Origin of the sequence: Kribbella sp. NPDC049584 (assembly GCF_040675555.1) — a bacterium.
GTDB lineage: Bacteria > Actinomycetota > Actinomycetes > Propionibacteriales > Kribbellaceae > Kribbella.
Map to the genome: position 1 here is coordinate 662059 of NZ_JBFAPF010000001.1, position 25466 is coordinate 687524.

General features: G+C 67.6%; 25 protein-coding genes and 1 pseudogene. 10 read left to right on the top strand and 16 right to left on the bottom strand.

The genetic code is table 11. The features are described 5' to 3' along the window. Positions 1 to 2: 2 nt before the first annotated feature. On the bottom strand, positions 3 to 800 hold the full coding sequence (locus AB0J62_RS03300; RefSeq protein ID WP_363863898.1) for a methyltransferase domain-containing protein: 798 nt from the start codon (positions 798 to 800) through the stop codon (positions 3 to 5). A 97-nt stretch (positions 801 to 897) separates the two neighbouring features. Here AB0J62_RS03300 and AB0J62_RS03305 point away from each other — a divergent pair, with 97 nt between their 5' ends. Then, positions 898 to 1395, top strand: coding sequence for a MarR family transcriptional regulator (locus tag AB0J62_RS03305; RefSeq protein WP_130440594.1), 498 nt, complete (start codon positions 898 to 900; stop codon positions 1393 to 1395). A 416-nt stretch (positions 1396 to 1811) separates the two neighbouring features. Here the strand turns inward: AB0J62_RS03305 and AB0J62_RS03310 are convergent, their stop codons facing one another. After that, positions 1812 to 3596, bottom strand: coding sequence for an ABC-F family ATP-binding cassette domain-containing protein (locus AB0J62_RS03310; protein WP_363863901.1), 1785 nt, complete (start codon positions 3594 to 3596; stop codon positions 1812 to 1814). 49 nt (positions 3597 to 3645) lie between these two features. Here AB0J62_RS03310 and AB0J62_RS03315 point away from each other — a divergent pair, with 49 nt between their 5' ends. Further along, a complete protein-coding gene (locus tag AB0J62_RS03315) occupies positions 3646 to 4494 on the top strand; it encodes a fructosamine kinase family protein (protein WP_363863903.1) in 849 nt (282 codons plus the stop codon). On the opposite strand, the gene AB0J62_RS03320 is transcribed toward AB0J62_RS03315, so the two are convergent. The 11 genes from AB0J62_RS03320 to AB0J62_RS03370 all read right to left on the bottom strand — a co-directional run bounded on the left by AB0J62_RS03320 (position 4478) and on the right by AB0J62_RS03370 (position 14380). Further along, complete coding sequence (locus AB0J62_RS03320; protein WP_363863905.1) at positions 4478 to 6355, bottom strand: translation factor GTPase family protein; 1878 nt, start codon at positions 6353 to 6355, stop codon at positions 4478 to 4480. The two genes, AB0J62_RS03315 and AB0J62_RS03320, sit on opposite strands and share 17 nt — an antisense overlap. Positions 6356 to 6503: 148 nt before the next feature. Beyond that, a complete protein-coding gene (locus AB0J62_RS03325) occupies positions 6504 to 6899 on the bottom strand; it encodes a type II toxin-antitoxin system VapC family toxin (protein WP_363863907.1) in 396 nt (131 codons plus the stop codon). Next, positions 6896 to 7150, bottom strand: coding sequence for a type II toxin-antitoxin system prevent-host-death family antitoxin (locus tag AB0J62_RS03330; RefSeq protein WP_363863909.1), 255 nt, complete (start codon positions 7148 to 7150; stop codon positions 6896 to 6898). Before AB0J62_RS03330 ends, AB0J62_RS03325 begins: the two co-directional genes overlap by 4 nt. 31 nt (positions 7151 to 7181) lie before the next feature. Then, positions 7182 to 8114 carry a 4-(cytidine 5'-diphospho)-2-C-methyl-D-erythritol kinase gene (locus AB0J62_RS03335; protein WP_202871908.1) on the bottom strand — a complete coding sequence of 311 codons (933 nt, stop codon included), beginning with the start codon at positions 8112 to 8114 and terminating at the stop codon, positions 7182 to 7184. An 18-nt stretch (positions 8115 to 8132) separates the two neighbouring features. Beyond that, the gene (gene rsmA / locus AB0J62_RS03340; protein WP_363863912.1) at positions 8133 to 9011 is read right to left on the bottom strand and encodes a 16S rRNA (adenine(1518)-N(6)/adenine(1519)-N(6))-dimethyltransferase RsmA; all 879 of its coding nucleotides are present in this window, start codon (positions 9009 to 9011) and stop codon (positions 8133 to 8135) included. Positions 9012 to 9029: 18 nt separating this feature from the next. Continuing rightward, positions 9030 to 10160 carry a ubiquitin-like domain-containing protein gene (locus tag AB0J62_RS03345; protein ID WP_363863914.1) on the bottom strand — a complete coding sequence of 377 codons (1131 nt, stop codon included), beginning with the start codon at positions 10158 to 10160 and terminating at the stop codon, positions 9030 to 9032. Positions 10161 to 10386: 226 nt separating this feature from the next. Continuing rightward, on the bottom strand, positions 10387 to 11001 hold the full coding sequence (locus tag AB0J62_RS03350; RefSeq protein ID WP_363863916.1) for a nitroreductase family protein: 615 nt from the start codon (positions 10999 to 11001) through the stop codon (positions 10387 to 10389). Further along, the gene (locus tag AB0J62_RS03355; protein ID WP_363863918.1) at positions 10988 to 11989 is read right to left on the bottom strand and encodes an NAD(P)-binding domain-containing protein; all 1002 of its coding nucleotides are present in this window, start codon (positions 11987 to 11989) and stop codon (positions 10988 to 10990) included. The genes AB0J62_RS03350 and AB0J62_RS03355 overlap by 14 nt, the downstream gene beginning before the upstream one ends. Next, complete coding sequence (locus AB0J62_RS03360; RefSeq protein WP_363863920.1) at positions 11904 to 13028, bottom strand: hypothetical protein; 1125 nt, start codon at positions 13026 to 13028, stop codon at positions 11904 to 11906. Before AB0J62_RS03360 ends, AB0J62_RS03355 begins: the two co-directional genes overlap by 86 nt. Next, a complete protein-coding gene (locus AB0J62_RS03365; RefSeq protein ID WP_363863922.1) occupies positions 13025 to 13444 on the bottom strand; it encodes a hypothetical protein in 420 nt (139 codons plus the stop codon). The genes AB0J62_RS03360 and AB0J62_RS03365 overlap by 4 nt, the downstream gene beginning before the upstream one ends. A 24-nt stretch (positions 13445 to 13468) precedes the next feature. Then, positions 13469 to 14380 (bottom strand): TatD family hydrolase, encoded by a 912-nt coding sequence (locus AB0J62_RS03370; protein ID WP_363863924.1) that lies wholly within the window; start codon positions 14378 to 14380, stop codon positions 13469 to 13471. A 156-nt stretch (positions 14381 to 14536) separates the two neighbouring features. On the opposite strand from AB0J62_RS03370, the pseudogene AB0J62_RS03375 reads away from it, so the two are divergent. Together AB0J62_RS03375 and AB0J62_RS03380 are read left to right on the top strand one after the other, a co-directional pair. Then, a pseudogene (locus AB0J62_RS03375) lies at positions 14537 to 14626 on the top strand (hypothetical protein); the annotation flags it as partial. Between the two features lie 229 nt (positions 14627 to 14855). After that, positions 14856 to 15512 carry a hypothetical protein gene (locus tag AB0J62_RS03380; protein ID WP_363865159.1) on the top strand — a complete coding sequence of 219 codons (657 nt, stop codon included), beginning with the start codon at positions 14856 to 14858 and terminating at the stop codon, positions 15510 to 15512. A gap of 23 nt (positions 15513 to 15535) precedes the next feature. Here the strand turns inward: AB0J62_RS03380 and AB0J62_RS03385 are convergent, their stop codons facing one another. After that, positions 15536 to 15955 carry an SRPBCC family protein gene (locus AB0J62_RS03385; protein ID WP_363863926.1) on the bottom strand — a complete coding sequence of 140 codons (420 nt, stop codon included), beginning with the start codon at positions 15953 to 15955 and terminating at the stop codon, positions 15536 to 15538. A 163-nt stretch (positions 15956 to 16118) separates the two neighbouring features. On the opposite strand from AB0J62_RS03385, the gene AB0J62_RS03390 reads away from it, so the two are divergent. Continuing rightward, on the top strand, positions 16119 to 18254 hold the full coding sequence (locus tag AB0J62_RS03390; RefSeq protein WP_363863928.1) for a discoidin domain-containing protein: 2136 nt from the start codon (positions 16119 to 16121) through the stop codon (positions 18252 to 18254). Here AB0J62_RS03390 and AB0J62_RS03395 read toward each other — a convergent pair. Beyond that, entirely contained in the window at positions 18226 to 19143 is a 918-nt protein-coding gene (locus AB0J62_RS03395) for a helix-turn-helix domain-containing protein (protein WP_363863930.1), read from the bottom strand. The two genes, AB0J62_RS03390 and AB0J62_RS03395, sit on opposite strands and share 29 nt — an antisense overlap. Before the next feature lie 64 nt (positions 19144 to 19207). Here AB0J62_RS03395 and AB0J62_RS03400 point away from each other — a divergent pair, with 64 nt between their 5' ends. Genes AB0J62_RS03400 through AB0J62_RS03420 form a run of 5 tightly spaced genes read left to right on the top strand, consistent with a single transcriptional unit; the run spans position 19208 to position 24432 of the window. Continuing rightward, the gene (locus AB0J62_RS03400) at positions 19208 to 20524 is read left to right on the top strand and encodes a glycoside hydrolase family 36 protein (RefSeq protein WP_363863932.1); all 1317 of its coding nucleotides are present in this window, start codon (positions 19208 to 19210) and stop codon (positions 20522 to 20524) included. Next, on the top strand, positions 20517 to 21431 hold the full coding sequence (locus AB0J62_RS03405; RefSeq protein WP_363863934.1) for a sugar ABC transporter permease: 915 nt from the start codon (positions 20517 to 20519) through the stop codon (positions 21429 to 21431). Before AB0J62_RS03400 ends, AB0J62_RS03405 begins: the two co-directional genes overlap by 8 nt. Continuing rightward, positions 21428 to 22237 (top strand): carbohydrate ABC transporter permease, encoded by an 810-nt coding sequence (locus AB0J62_RS03410; RefSeq protein WP_134108003.1) that lies wholly within the window; start codon positions 21428 to 21430, stop codon positions 22235 to 22237. The genes AB0J62_RS03405 and AB0J62_RS03410 overlap by 4 nt, the downstream gene beginning before the upstream one ends. Before the next feature lie 12 nt (positions 22238 to 22249). Beyond that, positions 22250 to 23524, top strand: a complete 1275-nt coding sequence (locus AB0J62_RS03415) for a sugar ABC transporter substrate-binding protein (RefSeq protein WP_363863937.1) — start codon at positions 22250 to 22252, stop codon at positions 23522 to 23524. Further along, positions 23521 to 24432: a phytanoyl-CoA dioxygenase family protein gene (locus AB0J62_RS03420; RefSeq protein ID WP_363863939.1), complete on the top strand. Its 912-nt coding sequence runs from the start codon at positions 23521 to 23523 to the stop codon at positions 24430 to 24432. Before AB0J62_RS03415 ends, AB0J62_RS03420 begins: the two co-directional genes overlap by 4 nt. Positions 24433 to 24538: 106 nt before the next feature. On the opposite strand, the gene AB0J62_RS03425 is transcribed toward AB0J62_RS03420, so the two are convergent. Further along, positions 24539 to 25450 (bottom strand): NADP-dependent oxidoreductase, encoded by a 912-nt coding sequence (locus tag AB0J62_RS03425; protein ID WP_363863941.1) that lies wholly within the window; start codon positions 25448 to 25450, stop codon positions 24539 to 24541. Between the last annotated feature and the right edge of the window lie 16 nt (positions 25451 to 25466).

Here is a 25466-nt window from a genome sequence, read left to right on the forward strand (position 1 = left end):
GCTCATCCCTTCTTCTGGGCCATCTTCTGGGCAACGGCGAAGATCCGACGGAACGGCAACAACGTCCCGTACGGCTGCTGCGGATAAGCCTCCGCCAACCGAGCGCCGTACTCGGCCTCGAACTGCTTGCGCAGGTCATCCGGCAACGACTGCAGCACCGGGCGCGCACCGGTCCCCTTCACCCATTCCAGTACGGCGTTGTCGCCCGCCAGCACATGGAAGTACGTCGTCTCCCACGCATCCACCACACAGCCTTCCGCGCTGAGCACATCGACGTACTCCGCCGGCCCGGGCACGTCCGGACGCAGCGACGCGTCCTTCGCATACTCGGCGTACGGCTCGGTCTCAGCGAGCTCACGCAGGATCGCGTGCGACGGCGCGTTCCCGTTGCCCGGGATCTGGATCGCCAGCCACCCGCCCGGACGCAACGCCCGCACGAACCCGGGCAGCAGGTCGACCTGCTCCGCGATCCACTGCAGCGTCGCATTCGTGACGATCACGTCGACCGATCCCGGCTCGGCGGCCCATTCGCGAACATCACCCAACTCGAAGCTCAGGTGGTCGTCCGCGTACTCCGCTGCGGCCTCGAGCATCTGCGGTGAGCTGTCGATGCCACGGATCTCGGCCTCCGGCCAGACCTCGCGCAGGGTCGCGGTCAGCGCGCCCGGACCGCAGCCGAGATCGACGACAGTCCGTACGTCGGTCGCGTGCACACGCTCGACCAGGTCCCGGAACGGACGGGCCCGCTCGTCGGCGTACGTGCCGTACTGCACTGGACTCCACACCGGTGACGTCCGCATCGGTCTGCACCTCTCTCCGCGATTTATCTTGACATCGAGATACTCTAGTCCTGCGACTTGTCTTGATGTCAAGAGTCTTGATGGGTAGTCTCGAACCATGGAGGACGAGGTCGATCGGCTGATCGAGGCCTGGCGCCGTGAGCGCCCCGACCTCGACGTGGCGCCGATGGAGGTGCTGTCCCGGGTCAGCCGGCTCGCGCGCCACCTGGATCGCGCCCGCAGTCAAGCGTTCGACACCCACGGCCTGGAGTCGTGGGAGTTCGACGTACTCGCGGCCCTGCGCCGGGCTGGTGCGCCGTACCAACTCTCCCCCGGCAAACTGCTCAAGGAAACCCTGGTCACCTCGGGCACGATGACGAACCGGGTCGACCGGCTCGCCGCGCGCGGCCTGGTCGAGCGCCTGCCGGATCCCTCGGATCGCCGCGGCGTGCTGGTCCAGCTGACCACTGCCGGACGCGACGCGGTCGACGCGGCGATGGCCGACCTGCTCACCCACGAGCGCGCGCTGCTGGGATCGCTCAGCGAGCGCGACCAGCAGAAGATCGCCCGCGTACTGCGCGAACTCGTCCGTCCGTTCGATCTCGAAAAGCACTGACAATAGCCGCACAAACGCGCCGGGGAATTGTGCCGGAATAATCCGAAAAGACGACCCGTCACTTCTGCCCGGCCACGATCGTTGCTAGTTGCAACGAGATCGAGAGATTGCTGTAGCCGACGACTATCGACACTGAGTGAGCGCCCGCACTAGGGTCATCACCGTCGGTGGTTGGCCGACTACAAAACGTCAGATCACGGTGACTTCGGCGGCAAGAGGTGGTCCGCCGAAAGTGGCCGCGCGGTGTCCGGGGCTCGGGGCCCGAACAACGCCGGCCGGCACGGGGCCCGCTCACCCAAGAGCCCGGCGCCCCCTCCGAATCACAGGGGATCGGAGGGGCGCCGCGGCTCAACCCGCGTCTCGGCAGCATCTCCTGCGCCAGCTCGGCAGCGTTTACTGCGCCAGTTCGGCAGCGTCTACTCCGCCAGTTCGGCGGCTTCGAACCAGGCGGTCTCGAGCTCGGTCCGCTCGTCGGCGAGTTTGCGCAGCTCGGTGTCCAGCTCGGCCAGCCGCTCGTAGTCGCTCGCGCTGGCGGCCAGCTGGTCGTGCAGCTTCGCCTCGGTCTCGGTGAGTTTGGCGAGCTGCCGCTCGATCCGGTTCAGCTCTTTCTTCGCCGCCCGCGTCGCTGCCGGGTCAACGGACAAATTGCTGGACATCTCCGCCGCCGGTGTCAGCGCATTTGACGGCGCCCGGCGTGGAATTCCGGCCTCGAGTTCCTCGAGATACTGATCGACACCGCGCGGCAGATGCCGCACCTGGCCGTCACCCATGATCGCGTAAACCATGTCGCTCACGCGTTCGAGGAAGTACCGGTCGTGGGTGACCGTGACGACGACGCCGGGCCAGCTGTCGAGGAAATCCTCCAGCACGGTCAGCGTCTCGACGTCCAGGTCGTTGGTCGGCTCGTCGAGGATCAGCACGTTCGGCTCGTCGAGCAGGATGCGCAGCAGTTGCAGCCGCCGCCGCTCGCCACCGGACAGATCCGAGATCCGCGTCGTCAGCTTGTCCCCGGTGAACCCGAAGCGCTCGAGCAGCTGCGACGACGTCAGCTCACCGCCTCGGCCCGCAAGCGCCGCCGTACGGCGGATCGAGGTGATGTGCTCGAGCACGGTCGCCGCGCCGTCGACCTCGTCGAGGGTCTGGGACAGGTTCGCGACGCGGACCGTCTTGCCCTGTTTGACCACGCCGCGGTCCGGGGCGAGCTGACCGGTGAGGACCCTGAGGAACGTCGTCTTGCCGGCGCCGTTCGGGCCGAGCAGCCCGATCCGGTCGGCCGGGCCGAGGCGGAACGTGACGTGGTTGAGCATCACCCGCTCGCCGAAGCTCAGGCTGACGTCCTCGACATCGAACACGTCCTTGCCGAGCCGGGCCGTCGCCAGCTGCGAGAGCGCCACCTTGTCGCGTGGCGGCGGCTCGTTCTCGATCAGGGCGTTGGCCGCGTCGATGCGGAACTTCGGCTTGGTGGATCGCGCCGGTGCACCACGGCGCAGCCAGGCGAGTTCCTTCTTCAGGAGGTTCTGCCGCTTGGTCTCGGTGACCTGCGCGGAACGGGACCGCTCGGCCTTGGCGAGGACGTACGCGGCGTACCCACCGTCGTACGACGAGACCTGGCCGCCCTGCACCTCCCAGGTGACCGTGCAGACCGCGTCCAGGAACCAGCGGTCGTGGGTGACGACGATGAGGGCGCCGGCGCGGTCGACGACGTGCTCGGCGAGCCAGCTGACGGCCTCGATGTCGAGGTGGTTGGTGGGCTCGTCGAGGACGAGCAGGTCGACCTCGGTCAGCAACAGCCTCGCGAGCGACGCCCGACGGCGCTCGCCGCCGCTCAGGCTGCCGACGAGCGCCTGGTGGTCGACCTCGCCGAGCAAGTGCTCCATCACCGAGCGTGCGCGTGGATCGGCGGCCCAGGTGTAGGTCTCGACATCGCCGAGCACCGCGTGCAGCACGGTCTGCCCGGGATCGAGGTCGTCGCTCTGCCCGAGGTACCCGAGCCGCAGGTCGCGGTTGTGCGTGATCCGGCCGCTGTCGGGCTCCTCACGCCTCGCCAGGACCTGTAGAAGCGTCGATTTGCCGTCGCCGTTCCGCCCGACCACGCCGGCCCGTTCTCCCCGCCCGATCCCGAGAGTGACCGAGTCGAGCAACGTCCGGGTGCCGAAGCCTTTGGAAACAGCTTCCATATTGACCAAGTTAGGTGCCGCCATAACGCGCCCAAGGGTATCCGACCGGGACAGCCGTGCCAGGATCGTCCAGGTGCTGACTCCCGCCTGGCTCGAGGGCCTGTCCCTGGGCGACCCGATCGCGGCCGATCCGCTGGAGGGCGGGTACGCCAGCAAGACCTACCGCGTGCGTACGTCGCTGGGCCGGACGGTGGTCGTGAAGACCCAGGACAACCTGCCGCTCGACCTGTATCCGCTCGAAGCCGATGGCCTCGACGCACTGCGGGTCCCGGGCGGGTTCGCCGTACCAGAGGTGCTCCGGGTCACGTCGTCGTTCATCGTCCTGGCTGACCTCGGTACGACGGCAGCGTCACCGACGTACTGGGAGGATGCGGGGCGGGCGTTGGCGCTGCAGCATCAGCAGACGTCGGACAAGTTCGGGTACCACCGGGACAACTACCTGGGCACGCTTCCGCAGCGGAACCCGTGGACGACCGACGGTCACGCGTTCTTCGCGGAGCAGCGTCTACTCCGGTACCTCGAGGAGCCCAACTGCTTCGGACAGCTCACGTCGGCCGATCGCCACCGGCTGGAACGCCTTACCGGTCGCCTGCCGGAACTGGTCCCGGACCAGCCGCCGTCGCTCCTGCACGGTGACCTCTGGCACGGCAACCTCCTGCCCGGCCCCGACGGGCAGCCCGGCATGATCGATCCCGCCGTCAACTACGGCTGGCCCGAAGCCGACCTGGCCACGCTGCTCGTCTACGGCAACCTGTCCGACGCCTTCTTCTCGGCGTACGAGGAGGTGCACCCGCTGGCCGACGGCTGGCGTGCGCGGATGCCGCTCCTGCACCTGCGTGAACTCCTCTGCATCACGGCCCACTGGCCCGACCGTGCGCAAACCGTCGCCGAGATCCACACGATCCTCAAGAGCTTCGATTGAGGTTGAGCACGTACTCCTTCTGATTGAGGGGGTTGCCGTCGGTCCGCGGCCGGGTGGGAGCCGGGCCGGAGACCGGTTGATAGCTGTGGAACGTGGTGGCGAGGAGGCCTTCGCCGTGACTCAGGGACGGCAGCAGACTCTCGAACGGATGGGTGGCCGCCGCTGGGATCGTGCCCTCCAGGTGGGCCTGCGTCTCGGTCAGGGTGGTCTGGGAGACGAGACCGCGATGTTCGGCGACGTGAGCGAGAACGCGTGACACCGTGTCGGCCGGAACGTCGAGCTCGAAGTGGTTGACCGGCTCCAGGACCGTCGTGCCGGCTCGGGCGATCGCCTCCAGCAGGACGATCGGCACCAGCCGCCGGAAGTCACCGGCCGTCGTGCCGACGCTGTCGTAGGCCGTATGCGTGAGGTCGACCCGGATGTTCGGGATCTCCCAGCCGTACAGGCCTTGATGGAGCGTCAGGCGTACGGTCTCCTCGATCGCGGTATGGAACGCGCGCGGCAGCCCCCCGAGCTCGACCACCAGGTTGTACTCGATGCCCTCGGCAATCGGCGCGACGTGGAATCCGACGCCGGCCAGCCACAAGTTGCCCGGCGCCATCATCTCGCGGATCGCGTCGCCCTCGCCGTCGAGCCGTTCGACGTGGATCGGTGTGGTCTCGCTGAACGTGACGTCGACGCCGTACTCCGTTGCCAGCAAGGACGCGATCACCTCCTTCTGGACCTCGCCGTACAGGCTGACCGTGAGGTCGTCGGCCTTACGGACCCGGATCAGCGGGTCCTGCTCGGCGAGCTGCGTCAACGCCTGGAACAGCTTGACCCGGTCCCGCGCGCTCACGACCGTCTCCAGCGTCGGCGGCGCGAACAACCGTCCGACCTGCTTGGTACGCACACCGAGCTGATCGCCGATCCGGATGCTCTTCAACCCGCGCAACGCCACGATCTGACCGGCCTCGGCCCTGTCAACGGGTCGACCTGACACCTCGATCGCGCTCGGACGAGCCTGGTACTCCGCTCCGTCCACCGGCTGTACGTCGACGTACGAGCGTGCCGTCAAGTTGCCCGCGAACATCCGGGCCAGCGCGATCTTCTGCCCCGCCGCGCCGCGATCGACCTTGAAAACCCTTGCCTGCAAAGGATTCTGCGGTGATCCGGTGGCCCGGGGCAACCATGACCGAATGCCCTCGATGACCTCGGGTACGCCGACACCGGTCATCGCGGAGCCGAAGTACACCGGATGCACCCACGCCTTGGCGACCTGGCGCCGCAGCTCGCCGGCGAGGTCCAGCGCATCGCCGGACAGGTATCGCTCGAGAAAGTCATCGTTGCGCTCGGCAAGCAGCTCCGCCAGCGGCTCGTCGTCGACGGGCGTCAGGCTGGCGGACCGCGTCCCGAGCTCCGTGACTCCGGCCATCGGTACGGCGGCCGGGGTCAGCAAGCGCTTGATATCGGCCAGCAGCTCGTCGTACCGCGCACCGACGCGGTCGATCTTGTTCACGAACAGCAGCGTCGGGATGCGCAGCCGGTCCAGCGTGCGCATCAGCAACCGCGTCTGCGGCTGCACGCCTTCGACCGCGGAGATCACCAGCACCGCGCCGTCGAGCACCGACAGTGCCCGCTCGACCTCGGCGATGAAGTCGGAGTGTCCCGGGGTGTCGATCAGGTTCACCGGCAGGTCACCGAGCGCGAACGACACCACAGCCGAGCGGATCGTGATGCCACGTTTCCGCTCGAGGTCCATCGAGTCGGTCTGGGTGTTCCCGTCGTCGACCCGGCCGACCCGGTCGATGACCCCGGCGGCGTACAGCAGCCGCTCGGTCAGGCTGGTCTTACCGGCGTCGACATGCGCCACAATGCCCATCGTCAGAGAGTTCAAGAGTCCTCGCGAATGCGTCGAAACGATCAGAACCAATGAGGTCGATCGATCCGCGGCGCATCCCGGTCTCCTGTCTCTGCACTAAGGGGCAGTCGGACCGTAACACCACACCCGGTGTGTGGACGAGCGATTTTCAGGCTTTGAGGACTGGTACGTCGTACCGCTGGATCAGTCCGTCGCGAGTCACCAGCGTCAGTTTCTCAACGAGAGCCTGGGCCACCAGCATCCGATCGAAGGGATCCCGATGGATCGCCGGCAACCGCCCCGCGAGGTCGGCATGGGTCGCGGAGATCGGCAACTCGCTGAGACCACCACGCTCGATCCAGTCCAGCAGGTTGTCCGGCAGTTTGATCTTCCCAGCAGCCTGCTTGATCGAGAGTTCCCAGACGGACGCAGCGCTGACATAAACGTCGAGCTCTGTGTCGATCCGGACCCTGAGATCGTCCGAGAGCTCTGGGCTGGCTTGTAACCACCAGATCAGCACATGCGTGTCCAGCAGAAGACGCGCCGCTCCAGACAGTTCCGTCACGAGGGGATGCCGAAGTCATCGGCGATCTGTGCGTTCGTCTGTGGCGAGTCCCAGTCGTCAGCCAGGCTGATCTGGCCTGCCAGCGAGCCCCATCCAGTGCGTCGACGGGCAGTAGGCAGCGGAACTACCTTTGCAACAGGATGGCCGGCACGGCTGATGATGACTTCCTCGCCATGCTCTACCCGCTCGATAATCCGAGACAGCTGCGTCTTCGCTTCATGAATGTTGTACTGCGGGGCAGGCTCGCCCATCATCCCTCCTTAGTCCACTTGGCTAAGTGTACTAGTGAGAGACGATGGCGGGAAGGATTCGGGCGCCGGGGACGGGGCCCTCGGCCTGGCGGACCATTCGGCACAGGCCGGACTCGGCGAGTTCGACGGCCAGGTCTACCGCGCTGCGGCTGTCGGCGGCGAGGAACAGGCAGGTGGGGCCGGATCCGGAGATCTGCGCGGCGAGCGCGCCCTGGTCGAGGCCGAACTGGAGGGTGTCGCCCAGCTCCGGCCGCAACGACAACGCGGCCGCCTGCAGGTCGTTGCTGAGAGCAACAGCGAGGGCGCCGGGCTGACCGGACAGCAGCGCGGACAGCAGTTCAGGGCGGACCTGCGGTGCCTCGACGCGGCGCAGGGGCCGCAGGCGGTCCAGTTCGGCGTACACCTCGGGGGTGGACAGGCCGCCGTCGGCAACCGCGAACACCCAGTGGAACGTGCCGCGGGACATCACCTCGGTGACCTGCTCGCCGCGGCCCTGGCCGAGCGCCGTGTGCCCGACCAGGCAGAACGGCACGTCACTGCCCAGCTCCGCGGCGTGATGCTGCAGCTCGGTCTGCGTGAGCTGCAGACCCCACAGCCGGTTGCACGCCACCAGAGTCGCTGCGGCGTCAGTCGATCCACCGGCCATTCCGCCGGCCACCGGGATCGTCTTGCGGATCGTCAGGTCGACACCCTCGTCGACGTCGTACTCCGCCTGCAGCAGCCGGGCCGCCTTCACCGCGAGGTTCGTCTCGTCGGCCGGTACGTCGTCCGCGAAGTCCCCCACGATCTCGACCGAGACCTCGCCGTCGTCATCACGAACCTGCGCGGTGACGTCGTCGTACAGGGCAACGGCCTGGTACACCGTGGCGACGGGGTGGAACCCGTCCGGGCGCGGCGGACCGACCGACAGACCGAGATTGATCTTGGCCGGCGCTCGCACCGTAACCTCAACAGAAGGTGGCACGTCGCACAGGTTAGTGCCTTACTGAGTCCGACCTGCACCGGCGAGCGCCGCGAACTCGGTGATGCCGAGCATCTCGCCGCGCAACTGCGGGTCGATACCCGTTGCCGCGAGCACCTCGTCCAGCCGTGCACGGTCCGGCATCCAGCGCGCCAGTGCGGAGCGGATCGTCTTACGCCGCTGCGAGAACGCGGCCTCGATCACCGCGAACACCTCCTCGCGGCTCGCCGGCGTCTCCGGCGGATCGCGTCGTTCGAACGCGACCAGCCCGGAGTCCACGTTCGGCGCCGGCCAGAAGACATTCCGCCCGACCGGCCCGGCGCGCCGCACGTCGGCGTACCAGGCTGCCTTGGCGGACGGTACGCCGTACGTCCGCGAGCCGGGGGGAGCGGCCAGGCGGTCCGCGACCTCGGACTGCACCATCACGAGACCGTGGCGTAGCGAGTCGGACACCTGCAGCAGGTGGAGCAGGACGGGCACCGCGACGTTGTACGGGAGATTCGCCACGCAGGCGGTCGGCGTACCGATCTCCGCCGGGGTCACGTCCATCGCGTCGGCCTGGACCACGGTCAACGCGGAGGCCTGCTCGGGCGCGTACGTCGCGATGGTGGACGGGAGCGCCTGCGCGAGCAGCGGGTCGATCTCGACCGCGGTGACCGGGTGGCCCTCCGCGAGCAGCGCCAGGGTCAGTGAGCCGAGCCCGGGGCCGACCTCCAGCACGGTCTCGCCGGCGGACAGGTCGGCGGCGCGCACGATCCTTCGGACCGTGTTCGGGTCGATGACGAAGTTCTGGCCGCGCTGCTTGGTCGGACGAACCCCGAGCGCGGCGGCCAGTGAACGCACCTCCGCCGGACCGAGAAGCCTCGGTCCGGCGGAGGTGGATGAATCAGACGAGCTCACGCCGTCAGTGTGTCAGGCTCAGGCCTTCTTGCCGCACACCGGCCACGCGCCGTAGCCACCGCGGTCGGCCTTGACCTTCTCCGCGATCGCGATCTGCTGCGCCTTCGAGGCACCGTTGGCGTTGTTGGCGTACGCCGTACCGCCGTAGGCCGCCCAGGTTCCGTGGTCGAACTGGAGACCGCCGTAGTACCCGTTGCCGGTGTTCGCGGCCCAGTTGCCACCGGACTCACACGCGGCGATCCGGTCCCACGCGCCACCACTGCTGGTGGGGACCGACGGCTTCTCGTCCGTCGTCGTGGTGGTCGGCTCCGTGGGCTTCGGCTTGGTGCCGACCAGGACCTGCTCGTCGACCGGCGCGGTGACGACCCTCGACGTGACCACCTTCGTGGTCGACAGCTTGCCGTCCAGGTAGGTGTACAGGTACGTGACGGACTTGGATCCGTCGGTGCCCTTGGCCGTGGTCTTCTTCGTGCCCTCGACCAGCGTCGCCGACTTGGTCTCGTCGGTGCCGTGCGCAACCGCCAGGGTCTTGGTGACCTGCTTCTGCAGGACCTGCACGTAGCCGATCTTGTTGATACCGACCTTCAGCGGGGTCGCGGCGGACGGGGTGATCCGGTCGTCGGCGTCCCAACGGATCTTCGCCTCGGTCAGGGCCTCGCCGACAGTGCCGGCCAGCGACTTGATCGTCGCGACCTTGCCCAGGTGGACGATCTGCACGGTCTTCGGGGTCTTCACGACCAGCTCCAGCCCCTGGCGCCCGAGTGGCGCGCTACGGCTGGTGGACAGCTGGGCCCCGTCGTACCGCAGACCGAGGTCGGCGAGCGCTTCGTTCACGCTGTCGGCGGTGGTCCAGTAGGCCTTCTTGGTGCCGTCGGCGTTGACGGTCAGCTCGCGACCGTACTGGACCGAGATCTCCTGGCCGTCCTTGAGCTTGGAGTCCGGACCCGGCGCAACCACGTCGTGGGCACCGATCTGAACTTTCTCGGCCTTCAGGGCGTCTGCCACGGTGGAGCCGAAGGTGTGAACCTTCCGCACCTGGCCGTCGACGGAGAGACTGACCGTCTTGCTCTTCGCGGCATACGCCACGGAGCCGCCCGCGACGGCGAACGCAGCCGTCGCACCGACGGCCACGATGATGGACTTACGCACTAACGCTCCCAGGTAGGGCTACCCGGGCACGGGGTGGGACAGCACAGGCACCGACCGCCGACGCCGGACTGGCTGCCCGGAGCTTATGGTCCCGCCGAGGGGATGTGCTGTCCGGAATCTTCCCCGATCCCGGCCAACATCACGGGACCATAACGAAGATATGCCGGAAGTGCCAATCCTCTGGTCGGCGAGTCGCAAATGGGTGTAACGGGGCCGACACACCTCGTTACGCCAGGTGATTGCCCCACTGGCCGCGATGCACCACTTCGGCGGTCGTCCTGCGACCCCGTTTCAGCGACGGCGAACGCTTGTCCGGGGCCCGGTACCCGACCGACAGCACCCCGACCAGATCGAACCCCTGAGGTACGCCGAACTCCTTCAGCAGTCGGTGCGTTTTGTCCGCGGGAGGCCCGAAAAAGCAGGCTCCCAGGCCTTCGTCGACCACTGTCTGCAGCATCAGCAGCACCGCCATCCCGGTGTCGACGTACCAGTACGGCGCCGTCCAGCGGCCCTCGTCGCGATCGGTCCAGCCCTTGTCCGGTTCGGTATACCGATCGAGGTACGCGTCCTTGTGCGCGAACGCGAGAACGAGCAGCGGCGCGCGCCGCAGGCCTGTGATCCACTCCACATACTTCTCGTCCGGATCCTCGGCCGCGATCCGCCAGTACCGCTCCCGCTCGTCACCCTCGAGCGTCAGGAACGCCCACCCCTGGCTGAAGCCGCCCGAAGGCGCCCGAAGACCGTTCTCCAGGATCCGCTCCCGCACCTCGTCCGGAACCGCCCGATCCGGGTCGTAGTTCCGCACCATCCGCCGCCGCCGAACAACCTCACTGAACTCCATGAGCCCTGTCTATCAGCCGAGCCAGCAGGTACGCCTCGGTCCCGGCCAGTCCGACCGAGCAGAACAGCACGGTCCCGCCCGTCACGTCGCCGCTCAAGGCCGCCCCCAGACTGATCAGCCGATCGTGCTGCGGGGTGCCGGACAGGATGAACGGCGGGTCGTACGCCCGGGTCTGCGCGATCGAGTCCGTGACGACAAGGTCGGCCCGATCGATCAGCTCCGGCCCGAACTCGGCGCGACCGTGCTGCTTCGGACCAAGCGTGGTGACGAAGGCGCCATCCTTGACCCACGCCGGCTCAATCACCGGCGTCGGGCTGTTGGTCGCGAGCACCACAACGTCCGCGCCCTCGACCGCTTGTTGCGCTGAGTCGACCGCGGATACGAGCAGTCCTAGTTCCTCGGAAGCCCTTGCAGCAAAGGCGATTCGCCGTTCGTGGTTGCGGCTGAAGACTCGCACGCTCGACAGTCGCCGTACAGCGGAAATTGCCCAGAGCTGGGTGAAGGCCTGCGTGCCTGTCCCGATCAACGCGAGGGTCTCGGCGCCCGGCTTCGCCAGCGCATCGACGGCCACACCACCGATCGCCCCGACCCGCCGCGGCCCCAGTTCGTTGCCCACAGCAATCGCCCGGACCTCGCCGGTCGTCCAGTCCTGCAACACAACAACCTGCTGCCCTGGATCGACATCGAACGAGTCGTACGACCGATACCCGTACCACTCCCCCTCCAACGCTCCCGTGGTAAACACCAGGCGCCCGGCCCCTAACTCAGTCGCGACCCGAGGCGGCGTCCGCAACCGCCCCTCATGAGCCGCGACAATCGCCTCCCGCATCCAACGAACAGCTTCGTCAGCACGCAACCGAGCCCGAACATCAGCGTCACTCAGGACAGTCACCACGATCCACCTACCGATCCGGCTGCCTGGGACCACCAGGCTGAGACCGCGCCGTCTGTTGCCCCTGCGACGCTTCACCCTGCTCCGCCGACGCATGGTCAGCAGCACCCACCGGTCGCTTAGTCGCGCCAGCAGCGGGCGCTTGCGGCGCAGTCAGGGTCCGCAGCCGTCTGAGATCCGGCGGGAGGTTCTCCTGCGCATGACGAACACCTTGGTTGAGCCGGGACGCCGGCCGCTGCGACTGCTCAAGGGCGCGCTGAGCGTTGTCGATGCGGTACTTGCGTTCGATCCGATTGAGTTCCTCGTCCAGCCCGGCCACAGCTTTCTGAGCTGCCTTGGTCGCCTCACTGGTCTTGTGGTCGCTACCGAGCGAGTCGTCGGCCTCGACCGCCTCCAGCCCGGACAGCGAATCGCGCAAGGGTTCGACCAGCCGTCTCCGCACCTCGGCCCGGTGGACTTCGGGCATCAGGCCCGGCTTCACCAGGCGTTCGTCGATCACCAGGTCGACCGCAGCATTCCAGCGCTGGGCGTCGTCCGACAGCAGCAGCTTCTCGGTCACCTCAGTACTCGTCAGCCCGCTCCGCGCGGCCAGGGCCAGATCAAGTTGCCGGGCGGCAGCCGTGTAGGCCGGGTAGGCGTCGAGGCTCGTTTGAGCCAACACGTCGTCCTGCACGTGCTTCAGCCCGGCGTCAGGGAAAACGTCGCGGATGACGTCGTCGAGATGGACGTGGGTCCAGTGCTCGGTCCGGCCTTCGTTGTCGGCTATCGCTGCGGAGTCGTACGGGTAAGCGTCCGGTGCGGTCTCGTCGCCCATTTCTGCGAGCAGGTGCACGGCTTCGTGGGTCAGCGTCCCCATCGCGTCGCGGAGCTCCCAGGCTTCACCACCGGTCAGCGGTCGATCGAGGTCACGGGCCTTGCGCAACGGCTCGAGCACGTTCTCGATCGAGACCGACATACTGCCGTCGTCACCTGCGGTGCCGAGCAGATCCGGTTCCGGCTCCTCGAACAGCACCCCGTTCCAGTGGGTTCGCGGCGCGGCTGCGGTACCGCCGAACCGCTGGTCGACTGCGTAGATGACCGCGGCCACCAGCCGGTACTCCCATGACTGCGGGGAGATCTCGACGTCAGGCGTCACGATCCGCCGTCCGCTCCTTCGTTCCGGCGGCGGTCGATCAGACGCTTGAGGGTCGAGTTCATCCGCAGGATCGTCCGGGACTCACGCGGCGGGGCTTGCCGGGCCAGTGCGCCGATCTCCCTGATCGCACGCTCTGCGTGCTCGATCTGCTCGGACGGCGAGCTCTCGTTGTTGATCACTTGAGCCATCAGGGTTGACGCACGCCAGTACTCCGGGCTGGTGCCTGGTTTGGGGCCGGTGATCAGGTCGGGGAGTTTTTTGGCTCGGATCAGGGCGTGGCCGCGGGAGCGTTCGTCGGGGATCTGTTCGGCGAGGGCCTTCATGCGGGCGGTCTCGGCGGCGATCGTGGCCTCGTCGGCGCCTCGGAGTGAGTCGGCGAGCTCTAGTAGCTGGGCGTCGAAGGCGTCGTAGTCCACGGGCTCAGCGTAATGGCCGTTCGGTTACCAAGCGCCACCGAAAGCGTTGTCTGCGTTGTTGTTGAGGGCGGTGCAGAGTTCGGGGACGGAGATGTTCAGGACGTCGGCCATTTTGCGGACGGTGTGGGGGATCAGGTACGACGCGTTGGGCTTGCCGCGGTACGGGGACGGGGTCAGGTACGGCGCGTCGGTCTCGACGAGGATGCGGTCGAGGGGGGTGACGGCCAGGGCGTCGCGGAGGGACTGGGCGTTCTTGAAGGTGACGACGCCGGCGAAGCTGAGGAACGCGCCGCGGTTGACGCATTCGCGGGCGAGCTCGGTGTCGCCGGAGAAGCAGTGCATCACGAGGCGGTCCGGTACGCCCTCGCGGTCGAGGATGCGCAGGATGTCCTCGTGGGCGTCCCGGTCGTGGATCATCAACGTCTTGCCGAGGCGCTTCGCGAGTTCGATGTGCGCGGCGAACGACTCGTGTTGCGCCGCACGCCCGTCCTCGCCGGTCCGGAAGTAGTCGAGCCCGGTCTCGCCGATCACGCGGACCTTGTCCGAGCTCGACGCCAGCCGCTCGATCTCCGCGAGCGCGCTGTCCAGTTCGCCGGCTTCCTTCAGCTTCGGCGCCTCGTTCGGGTGCAGGGCGACGCCCGCGATCAGGTTCGGGTACTGCGCTGCCGCCTCGACCGCCCACACCGCACCGGGCAGATCGCACCCGACCTGCACGATCCGCGTCACGCCGACCGACGACGCCAGCTTGATCGCCTCGGCCGGGCTCAACCACGCCCCGTCCTCGCCGTCGGCGATGTCCAGATGACAGTGCGCGTCGACCACACTCATCGGCAACGGATCAGGCACCGCGGGCCGACTGCGGTCCCGCGACCGCCCGTCCTCACCGACAGCAGCCCGTTCCCGGGTCGGGCGGTCAACCTCCACACCATCAGACATACCGCCTAGATTACTGACCGTTCCGAGTCGCTGGCGGGTTGTTTCGCCGATGGCGGCTTACAACCCGTCAGCGGCACCACAAACGGTGATCGACCGCTGTCCACAGGCCGAAAGTCGCGCGCGGCGACAGGTGCGGGTCGGGGCATGTTGTGGGGTATGGACGTGAGACTTGAGGTTGTGGCTGCGAGGCGGGGCGGGTGGTTCTCGCGGCGGCATGCGATCGCGGCTGGGTACTCCGATGCTGACCTCCGTCGGGAGGTGAGGTCGGGGAGGTGGCTGCATCTGACCCGGGGCGCGTACGCCGAGCCGGGAGCCGCGGTCGGGGAGATGCCGGCTTGGGAGCGAGATGCTTGGCTTCATCTGCGTACTGCGAGCGCGGTGTACCACCGGTTGAGGGGTCGGGCCGTGGTCAGCCATCAGTCGGCGTTGCTCCTGCTGGGGGTTCGGGTGTCGGAGCTCGACCTGCGCCGAGTACATGTCACCAGACTGGTCGGCGCAGGTCGGTCAGGCACCGCGGTCTGCCAGCACGCGCCTCGGCCGCCGGTCGACGCGCCGGCCGAGGTTGACGGCGTACGGACGGGCCGGTCCACGAGCCGTCGTAGAAACCGTTCGGGCGACCAGCTATCCCGTTGCGGTCGCCGTCGTGGATCAGGCACTCCGGTTGCGCATAGCAACAGCACCGCAGCTGGCAGCCGCCCTCAAACTATTCACCGGCCGGCCGGGCATCAGCTCGGCGAGGAGGGCGGTTCTCTTCGGTGACGCGCGGTCCGAGTCGGTCGGCGAGTCGCGGCTGCAGGTGCTGCTGGCGGATCTCGGCCTGCCTGCACCGTTGCCTCAGGCAGAGATCCGGGACCCCGGCGGTTCGCTGGTTGCGCGGGTCGACTTCCTGTTCACGCAGTACGGCGTGATCGTCGAGTTCGACGGAGACGTCAAGTACGGCGATGGCGGCGGGCAGGCGCTGATCGCCGAGAAGGTGCGCGAGGACCGCCTGCGCGACCTGGGCTACCAGATCGTCCGCGTCCGCTGGCCCGACGTAGCCCACCCGTCCAATCTTCTCGCCCGCATCCACCGCGCCATTGGCCGCGCACAGCCCGCTTCGATAGCGGGTCATGTGACGGCTATCGCGCAATAACCAGACACTCACCAAACAACCCCTTATCGGGCCTCGGCGGCTTCCTTCACCTTGGTGACGAGCATCTCCCACATGCCCTGCGAGTGCTTGGCCTCTTCTTCGCTGGCGTTGTTGTCCTGGGACAGCTTCAAGTGCGTATCGCCGGTCAGCTCGTAGGTCAGCGTGTGGTAGTTCTCGGGTACGTCGGGTTGGCCCGTGAGCGGACTGTAGTGGGTCAGCTTGAGCAGACGTCCGGGGTCGACGGCGAGGATCTCGCCCTTGTCCTGGTACGGCTTGCCCTCCCATTCACCGCTCCAGGTGATCGGGCTGCCCACCTGCCAGTCAGTCTCGACCTCGGCACCGAACCACAACTCCTTCAGCTTCTCCGGGCTGGTCAGCACCTCCCACACCCGCGCCGCCGGCGCATCGATATCGGTCTCGGCCACTGCCACGTATCCAGTCATCGTCAATCTCCTCTCTCCCCCGACCGTACGGTTCCCGGTCCCCATGCGCTTGTAGAAAAGCGTCAGCCGGATCGTGCAGGAAGTCAGCACCCACGGCCATGTTCGCGGCCCGCGCAGCCCAGTAATTTGCGTCTCGGTTCCGCCCCACCGACAGGAGCAGTCGATGCCCAGAAGGCTCAGCGCAGTTCTCGCCGTACTCAGCCTCGCAATGACAGCGCTACACACCGACACTGCCCCGCCGATCCCCGTGCAGATCCTCAGCCTGACCGACCTGCACGGCTACCTCTCGGAGACCGAGAACCTGACCATCGCCGGTCCGTCCGGCACCCAGCAGGTCGGCGGTGCTGCTTATCTCAAGGCACACCTGGACCAGCTGCGGAAGCCGAACAGCTTCCTGATCGGCTCGGGCGACCAGTTCAGCGGCTGGCCGGACTACACGCAGGCGTTCGCGAACGAGCCGACGATCGAGGTGCTGAACGCGTTCGGGATGGACTTCGACGTCGCCGGGAACCACGAGTTCGACCGCGAGTTCCCTTTCCTGCGCCGGATGCAGACCGGCGCCTGCTACGGCAAGCCCGGGTTCGACAGTTGCTTCAAGGACTCCACCGGCCGGAACTTCCACGGCACCGATTACGCGTACCACGCGGCGAACATCGTCGACCCGCGAACCAAGCGGCCGGTGCTCCCGCCGTACTGGATCGCGAAGGCGGGCTCGCAGCGGATCGGGTTCATCGGGCTGGGCTTCCCGGGTACGCCGACCGAGACCCTGTCGATCGAAGGGTCCGGTTTCGAGTTCCGGGGCGTGGTCGACGCCGCGAACCGGGCCGCCGCCGAACTCAAGGCCCAAGGCGTGAACGCGATCGTCGTCAGCATGCACGAGGGCGGTCAGCAGGGCGGCTTGTACGACGAGTGCAAGAATCCGACCGGTCCTATCTTCGACGCCGCGCGGGCGCTGTCGCCGGACATCGACGTGATCCTCGGCGGCCACTGGCACACCGCGTTCAACTGCATGATTCCGGACCCGAACGGCGTACCGCGTCCGGTGCTCGAGGCAAGCAACCACGGCCGGGTGCTCGGCGAGGTGAACCTGTCGCTCGATCCCGCGACCGGTGAGGTGATCCGGTCCGCGACGACCGCGACCAACCACGCGGTCACCAAGGACGTCACGCCTGATCCGGCGATCCAGAAAATCGTGAAGTACTGGATGGACAAGTGGACGGCCCGGCAGGCGGAGCCGCTGACGAAGCTCGACCGGGATCTCGACTTCGCCACCACGACGGAGAGCCGGACCGGAAACCTGGTCGCGGACCTCTACAAGGCCGAGGCGGACGGCGACTTCGCGCTGGTACCGGCGGACCTCGGCGTCGACGTGATCGCGGCCGGGCTCAAGGCCGGCACGGTGACGTACGGCGAAGCGTGGCCGGTCGCCGGGATCTCGCCGATCACCACGCTCTCGATGAAGGGCGCCACGGTCGAGGCGGTCCTCGAGCAGCAGTGGATCCCGCCCGCGTACGGCTGCAGCCGGCTGTCCGCGCTCGCCACCTCGGCGAACTTCCGCTACACCTATGACCTGGACAGGCCCGTCGGCGACCGGATCGATCCGGCGAAGATCCTGATCAACGGGAAGCCGCTGCAGCTCGACAAGACCTACCGCGTGACGACGAGCGCCGCGATGCCGCTGCACGGAGCGCAGTACGGCTATCCGGGGTTTCAGCAGTACACCCAGCTGACCCGGGCTCCGAAAATGGGCCAGGAGGTCTTCCTCACCTATCTGCGGACCCATCCGTTGCTCAAGGCACCCAGTCTCGGACGCGTCACCGCGATCCCCGGTACGCCGCCGCCGGTCGACGGCCCGTTCGGTCCGCTGAACCTGCTGCCGCAGAGCGAGATGACCGCGACGGCCACCAGCCAGGGCTCGCCCGCCTACAGCGCAGCGTCAGCTATCGACGGCAACTGCACGACGATGTGGCACTCGAACTGGAGTCCGCACGCGCCGCTGCCGCAGTACATCACCCTCGATCTGAAGACGCCGCGTGCGATCGAGGCGCTCGTCTACACCCCGCGCCAGGACGCCGACGTGCCGAACGGCCGGATCTCGTCGTACGACGTCCAGACGAGCCTCGACGGGATCACGTTCACATCGGCGACGACCGGGTCATGGGACGGCAGCGTCGATGCGAAGATCGCCCGACTCCCAGCCGCAACGACGGCCCGTTATGTGCGACTGATCGGACTGGCCGGTGGGGCGGATTACGCGGCGGCGACCGAGCTCAATATAGCTCTAGCTCCGGGTTTCTGATCTTGGTGCGGTGGGCGGTCGGCGAGATGCCGTAGCGGCGGCTGAACTGGCGGCTGAGGTAGTGCGGCGAGTCGAAGCCGACCGCTGCGGCGATCTGCGCGACGGACATGTCGGTCGCGCCGAGAAGCTCGGCCGCGCGTTGCAGGCGGAGTGCGAGTACGACGTTCATGATCGAATCGCCGACCTGCTCCTTGAAGAGATGCGCGAGCCGGGAGACCGACACCTGGGCGAGCCCGGCGAGTGAGGTCAGCGTGTGCGGCCGCGCAGGGTCCGCGGTGATTGCCTCGAGCACCAGCTGCACGCGGGCGTCCAGGTGCTGCGTCTCCCGGCGCAGGCTCGCGACCGCGGTCAGCAGCACCTCCTCGATGCCGTTCATCGTCAGCTCGGTCGCGACACTCTTCTCCAGCAGGTGCAGTTCGGTGTCGCCGGTCGGCGAGAGTCCGGCACGTTGCGCGTCCCGGTGCAACCGGTCGAACGCCGACACCACGCGGTCGGTCTCCGACGACCTGGTCAAGCGCACGTACGACAGCCCGGGCATTGCCTGTGGCAACGACAACCACCCGTGCCACTCACGCCGCGGCTGGAAGTGCGCCCACCACGACTCCCAGTAGGTGCCGACGGTCCCGTAGTCGTGCGGCGTACCCGGGCTGACCAGTACGACGTCCCCGTGGCGCAAGGTCAGCCTGTTCTCGCCGATGAGATACCGGCCCGTTCCGGACGCGGTGTACAGCAGGTACCAGCTGCCCACGCCGTCCGGCCGGACGACGCGATAGTCGCCGCCGCTGTGGAAGTGGCCGGTCACCAGTTTGCTCGGCGGCGGGATCTCGCTGTACAGCTCGATCAGCACCTGGGTAGCAAGATCGTGCTCGAAGTCAGCAGGCTCCGTCATGGTGGATCCCCTCGTGAGGGCCCCAAGATTAGCAAGATCCTGCACCCGACGAATCGAGTCATCCGTGCCCTTCCTACCCGTCGCCGAGCTCGAGTACGACGCCTCCACGCTGGTCTTCGAGCACGGCTGGCAGTCCTGGAGCCCGAGCGGCTGGTACCGGCTCGACGCGTCGCCGCCGCGGCCGACCGCCCCGAACCATCACGTGATGGCGTACCGCCCCGGCGTCGAGGCCGGCCGGTTCCAGGGAGAGGGTCTGCTCGCGGTCGCGACCGCCGGCGAAGTCACCACCGTTACCGCAACGACGCCCGACGCCGTCCCATCGATCCGCGCGGAGATCCACAACGACCGGCTGCTGATCTCCGCGGACGGCGACGTACAACTCACCACCAGCAAGCACGCCAACCCGAACCAGGCGCTCGCGGACTGGGCCGACACCTTCGCCGCCGGTGCACCGCCCGTCCGCGTGTTCGGTCCGTCCTGGTGCAGCTGGTACGCGTACTGGGGCAAGGTCACCGAGCGCGACGTGATGGCCGAGGTCCGCCAGTTCGACCAGCACGAGCTCAGCGTCGACCTGGTCCTGCTCGACGAGGGATACCAGGCGGCGATCGGGGATTGGCTCACGCCGCGCGACGACTTCGGATCGACCGTCCGGCTCGCCGCCGACATCCGCTCGAGTGGTCGCCGCGCCGGCATCTGGGTCGCTCCGTTCCTGGTCGGCAGCGGGAGCGAGACTGCCCGCAAGCATCCGGAGTGGCTGGTCCCCGGGATCAATGCCGGCACGAACTGGGGCCAGGAGCAACTGGTCCTCGACGTCACCCACCCCGGTGCGGCGCAGCACCTCCAGGACGTCTTCACCGAACTGTGCCGGCAGGGGTACGACCACTTCAAGCTCGACTTCGTGTACGCCGGTGCGATCGACGGACCACGCCACGAGCAGCTCGACGGCATCGCGGCGTACCGGCACGGGATGCGGCTGCTGCGCGAGGCCGTCGGACCGAACCGGATCCTGCACGGCTGCGGCGCTCCGATCCTGCCGAGCCTCGGACTGGTCGACTGCATGCGCATCTCGCCCGACACCGATCCGCTGGTCGACCCACCGTCCGGCGACATCAGTCAGCCCGGGCAGCGCGGCGCGCGGTCCACGTCGGTGGCGCGTGAGTTCCTGCACGGTCGGTGGTGGGCCAACGACTCCGACTGCCTGATCGTGCGGCCCGACGTCCAGGAGCGGGAGATCTGGGCACAACACATCGCCGAAGGTCCGGGGCTACGGATGTCGAGCGATCCCATCGGCGAGCTCGATCGCTGGGCGCTCGACCGCACCCGCGAGCTGCTCGTACCGAGTTCGCCTCGGCCGCACCCGTTGAAGGATCCCGATGCTTAGGCCCGCGCCCCGCCGCAGTCGTCGCATCGGCCGGGGCAGACAGACAGCCGCCGCCTATGCCCTGCTCGCACCGAGTCTGATCGGCGTACTCGGCTTCCTGCTGGCACCCGTGGTGATCGTGCTCGTCCTCAGCCTGTTCGACTGGAAGTTGCTGTCGACGCCGGAATTCATTGGGCTCGCCAACTACCGCAAGCTGTTCAGCGACTCCGACGTCTGGCACTCGCTGCTGGTCACGCTGTACTACGTCATCATCTGCGTGCCGGGTACGACGATCCTGTCGCTGCTCCTGGCGCTGCTGGTCGACCGCAAACTCCGCGGCATGAAGTACTTCCGCGCGCTGCTCGTGATCCCGTGGATGGCGACGCCCGTCGCCCTCGGTCTCGTCTGGAGCTGGATTTTCGACCCGGGCCGCGGTGCCCTGAACCAGTTCCTCGGACTGTTCGGCGTCCACGGCCCGGCCTGGCTGTCGTCGCCGGTGCTGGCGATGCCGAGCGTCGCGGCGGTGCACATCTGGCAGTTCGCCGGGTACAACATGCTGTTCTTCCTGGCCGGCCTGCAGAACATCCCGCCGTCGTTGCGCGAGGCATCGTCCCTGGACGGCGCGTCCCCGGTCGCGCACTTCTTCTCGATCACGCTTCCGCTGCTGCGCCCGACGATGCTGTTCGTGCTGATCACGAACGTGATCGGCTCGTTCCAGGCCTTCGACACGATCTTCGTGATGACCGAGGGCGGCCCCGGTGACAGCACCGAGGTGACGACGTACCTGATCTACGACGAGGCGTTCAAGAAGTTCGACTTCGGCTACGCGTCGACGATCTCGGTGCTGCTGTTCGCGGTGGTGCTGATCGCGACGATCTCCCAGTTCGTGTACTTCGAACGCCGTACGACCTACGAGGTGTCCGGATGAAACTGCGCATCTTCGTGTACGCCGTCCTGGTGACCGGCTGCGTGCTCGCGATCTTCCCGTACTTCCTGACCGTGCTCACCGCGTTCAAGGGGCCGGGGCAACTGTCGGAGACGATGCCGTGGGAGCCCGGGGTGCCGCCCAGCACCGCCGCGTTCCACCGGCTGTTCGCCTCCGGTTTCGGCGGCTATCTGGTCAACACGACACTCGTCACGGCCGGGATCACCCTCGGCCAGGTCGTGTTCGCGGTGCTGGCGGCGTACGCGTTCGCGCGGCTGTCGTTCCCCGGCCGGGACGCGTTGTTCTGGGTCTATCTGTCGACCTTGATGGTGCCGCCGGTCGTCACGATGATCCCGCTGTACCTGATGATGCAGAAGCTCGGTCTGGTCGACACCTGGGCCGGCCTGATGCTGCCGACGATGCTCGGTACGCCGTACGCGATCTTCCTGCTCCGCCAGTTCTTCCGCGGCATTCCCGCGGATCTCGAGGACGCCGCCCGGATCGACGGCGCCGGGCGGGTCCGGACGCTGGTGTCGATCGTGCTGCCGTTGTCGAAACCGATCCTGGTCACCGTCACCACGCTCGCCGTGGTGGCCAACTGGAACAGCTTCCTCTGGCCGCTGATCATCACCAGCAGCGAGGACAAGCGGTTGCTGTCGGTCGGGATCGCCTTGTTCAAGGGGGAGATCGGCGTCGACTACAACGCCGTGATGGCCGGCAGCCTGATCGCGCTGGCGCCGCTGCTGGTCCTGTTCATCGTCTTCCAGCGCTTCATCGTCCGCTCGGTCGCAGTTACCGGGCTCAAGTAGTCGGAGGCTCTCATGTCTTTGTCCAGGAGGACTTTTCTGATCGGCGCCGGAAGTGTGCTCGCCCTCGCGGGCTGCGGCTCGTCGAACGACAAGGCGAGCAGTGGCGGCGGCAAGGTCGAGCTCGTCTACCGCCTGTGGGACGAGCAGCAGGAGATCGGCTACAAGACGGTCTTCGCGGAGTTCACGAAGGAGAACCCGGACATCACGGTCCGGATGGAGGTGCTGCCGTGGGACCAGTACTGGACCAAGCTCACCACCGAACTGGCCAGCGGCAAGGCGCCGGACGTGTTCTGGCTGACCGTCGACTACTTCCCGGACTTTGCCGGCAAGGGTGTGCTCGCGCCGCTCGACGACCTGATCTCGAAGGCCGGGCTGAAGCTCGACGCGTACAACCCGAATGTCGTGCAGTCCTACAAGTTCGAGGACAAGCAACTGGGGATGCCCAAGGACATGGGCATCGTCGGACTGCTGTACAACAAGGATTTGTTCAAGAAGGCCGGCGTGACGATGCCGGCCGAGCTGACCTGGGCGCCGGACGGTTCGGGCAGCTTCCTCGAGGTCGCACGCAAGCTGACCGTCGGCACCAAGCAGTGGGGCTTCTGCTCGTGGAACCACAACCAGACGCAGTGGCTGAACTGGATCGCCTCGAACGGCGGTCACGCGATGGACAAGCCGTACGGCACATTCGACTTCGCCGGCCAGAAGTCCGTCGAGGCGCTGCAGTTCGCACGTGACCTGATCTTCAAGTGGAAGGTCTCCCCGGACGGCACGCGGACCAACCCGCCGACCGGACAGGCGACCGAGATGTTCTACCGGGGCGAGGTCGCGATGTTCCCGGCGAACAACGCCCTGCTCCCGTTCGCGCTGCCCGAGGTGAAGTTCCCGATCGGCGTCGCCGCGATGCCGGCCGGACCCGCCGGACGCACGGTGGTGATCAACGGCCTCGCCGAGACGATGTTCGCGAAGACCAAGCACCCGGAGGAGGCCGGCAAGCTGGTCGCCTTCCTCGGCACGGAGAAAGCACAACGCCTGATGGGCGACGCCGGCTACATCATCCCGGCCCTCACCGACGCCGGCGCCGGCTACCAGGCGTTCTGGCAGAAGAAGGGCATCGATGTCCAGCCCTTCCTCGACTCCGCCGCCGGCAGCACGGTCAACCTCCCGATCGCCGACGGCTGGACCTCGAAGTCCACCGAAATCAACAAGGCCGCCAACGACCTCTTCCTCGACAAGACCCCCGTCCAGGACATCGCCGCCACCATGGACAAGATCGGAAACGACAGATGAAGGAACTGACCGACTCGTACGCCGATCGGGCGGACAGCGCCGTACTGCGACAGCGGCTCGGGGCGGATGGCTACCTGTTCTTTCGGGGGTTGTTGCCGGTTGAGGTGGTCACCGATGTGCATGAGCAGCTGACGCGGATCTTGTACGACAGTGACTGGTTGGCGCGGGATGCGGATCCGCGGGAGTTGGTGGCTTCGGGGCGGGCGGTCGAGGAGGGGTCGGCGGGGTTCTTCGGTGCTTATACGGCGATCCAGAGCACGCAGGCGTTCCACGAGCTCGCCGTACGGCCGGAGTTGATCGGGCTCGCCTCGCAGTTGCTGGGTGAGGAGGCGTTCGCGCATCCCGCGCATATCTGCCGGATCGCGCCGCCGTCGCCGGGTGCGAATCCGACGCCGATCCATCAGGACTACCGGTTCATCCAAGGGTGCGTCGACACGCTGACCACCTGGCTCCCGTTGAGCCCGGCGCCGCCGGAGATCGGCGGGCTGCGGGTGTACGCCGGGTCGCCGCGTCTCGGCGTACTGCCGGTGAAGGCGTCCGACGGGCCGGGGATGATGCGGGCCGAGGCCGACGAGAACCATCCGGAGTGGCGTACGACGTCGTACCAGCCGGGCGACGTACTGCTGTTCGGGAGCCTGACCGTGCACGGCGCGATGCCGAACAGGACCAAGCGGCTGCGGCTGTCGGCCGACTTCCGGTACCAGGCACGCAGCGCACCGATGGCCCGCGACCTCCTCGGCACCGGCAAGCCGCACTACCACCCGGACGTGCCAGACTTCCCGACCCTCACCCGCGGCTGGACCTCGACGAAATCCATCGAGGTCCCGCCCGGGGTGACCTTCGTCGATCGCTGGGACCCACGCGTGGACGACGTCCCGACGCCGCAGTCCCGGTTCGCCTACGCCTGAGGCCGTACCCGCACCACTGATCAACCGGCGGCAGCCGTCCGGGTCTACGCCTGAGCCGCGGCGCCGCGCCGCCGTTGTCGCGAGTTGATCAGTGGTGGAGGTCCGCCTATGGAACTACGACGATCTTGCCGCGGGCGTGGCCCGACTCGCTCAGCGCCTGGGCTTTGTTCGCGTCGGCTAGGCTGAAGGTCTTGGCGATTCGGATTGTGAGCTTGCCGTTGGCGGCTGCCTGGAGTTGGGTGTCGAGGGTGGCACGGACCTGCTCAGGGGCGCCTGTGCCGCCCCCGGAGACCTGGATGCCGAGCTCGGCCGCGCCGAAGTCGGCGATGGTGACGATTCGGTCGGTGCCTCCCCGGAGTTCGATCGACTCCTCGAGACCGCCCTTGCCGGCCGTGTCGAACACCGCGTCGACGCCCTGCGGCGCGGCCTCGCGGACCCGCTCGAGCAGGCCGTCGCCGTAGGCCACCGGGATGGCGCCGATCGAGCGCAGGTAGTCGTGGTTCGCAGGGGACGCCGTACCGATCACCGTGAGACCGGCCGCCGCGGCGAGCTGTACGGCGACCGAGCCGACCGCACCCGCCGCACCGTGGATCAGGATCGTCTCACCCGGCTTCACAGCGAGCAGGTCGAGCACCCGCTGCGAGGTCTCGCCGGCCACGGGCACGCCCACCGCCTGCTCCCAACTCAAGCCGCCGGGCTTCAAAGTCACGTTGCCGCCGAGCGCGTATTCGGCGTACGAACCGCCGATCGACCAGCCGACGACCTCGTCGCCGACCGCGAAGGCGGCGCCGTCACCGGCCTCGTCGACCACCCCGGCGACCTCGAACCCCGGGATCGCGGGGAATTTCGCCGGTGCGAAGTCCTTGGTGAAGCCGCGGCGGATCTTCGTGTCGTACGGGTTCACACCGGCTGCCTGCACCTTGATCCGCACCTGCCCGGGGCCCGCGTGCGGCTCCGGCACGTCCCGCACCTTGAGTACCTCGGGGTCGCCGTACTCCTCGAACACCACAGCCCGCATGCGACAGCCTCCTCGA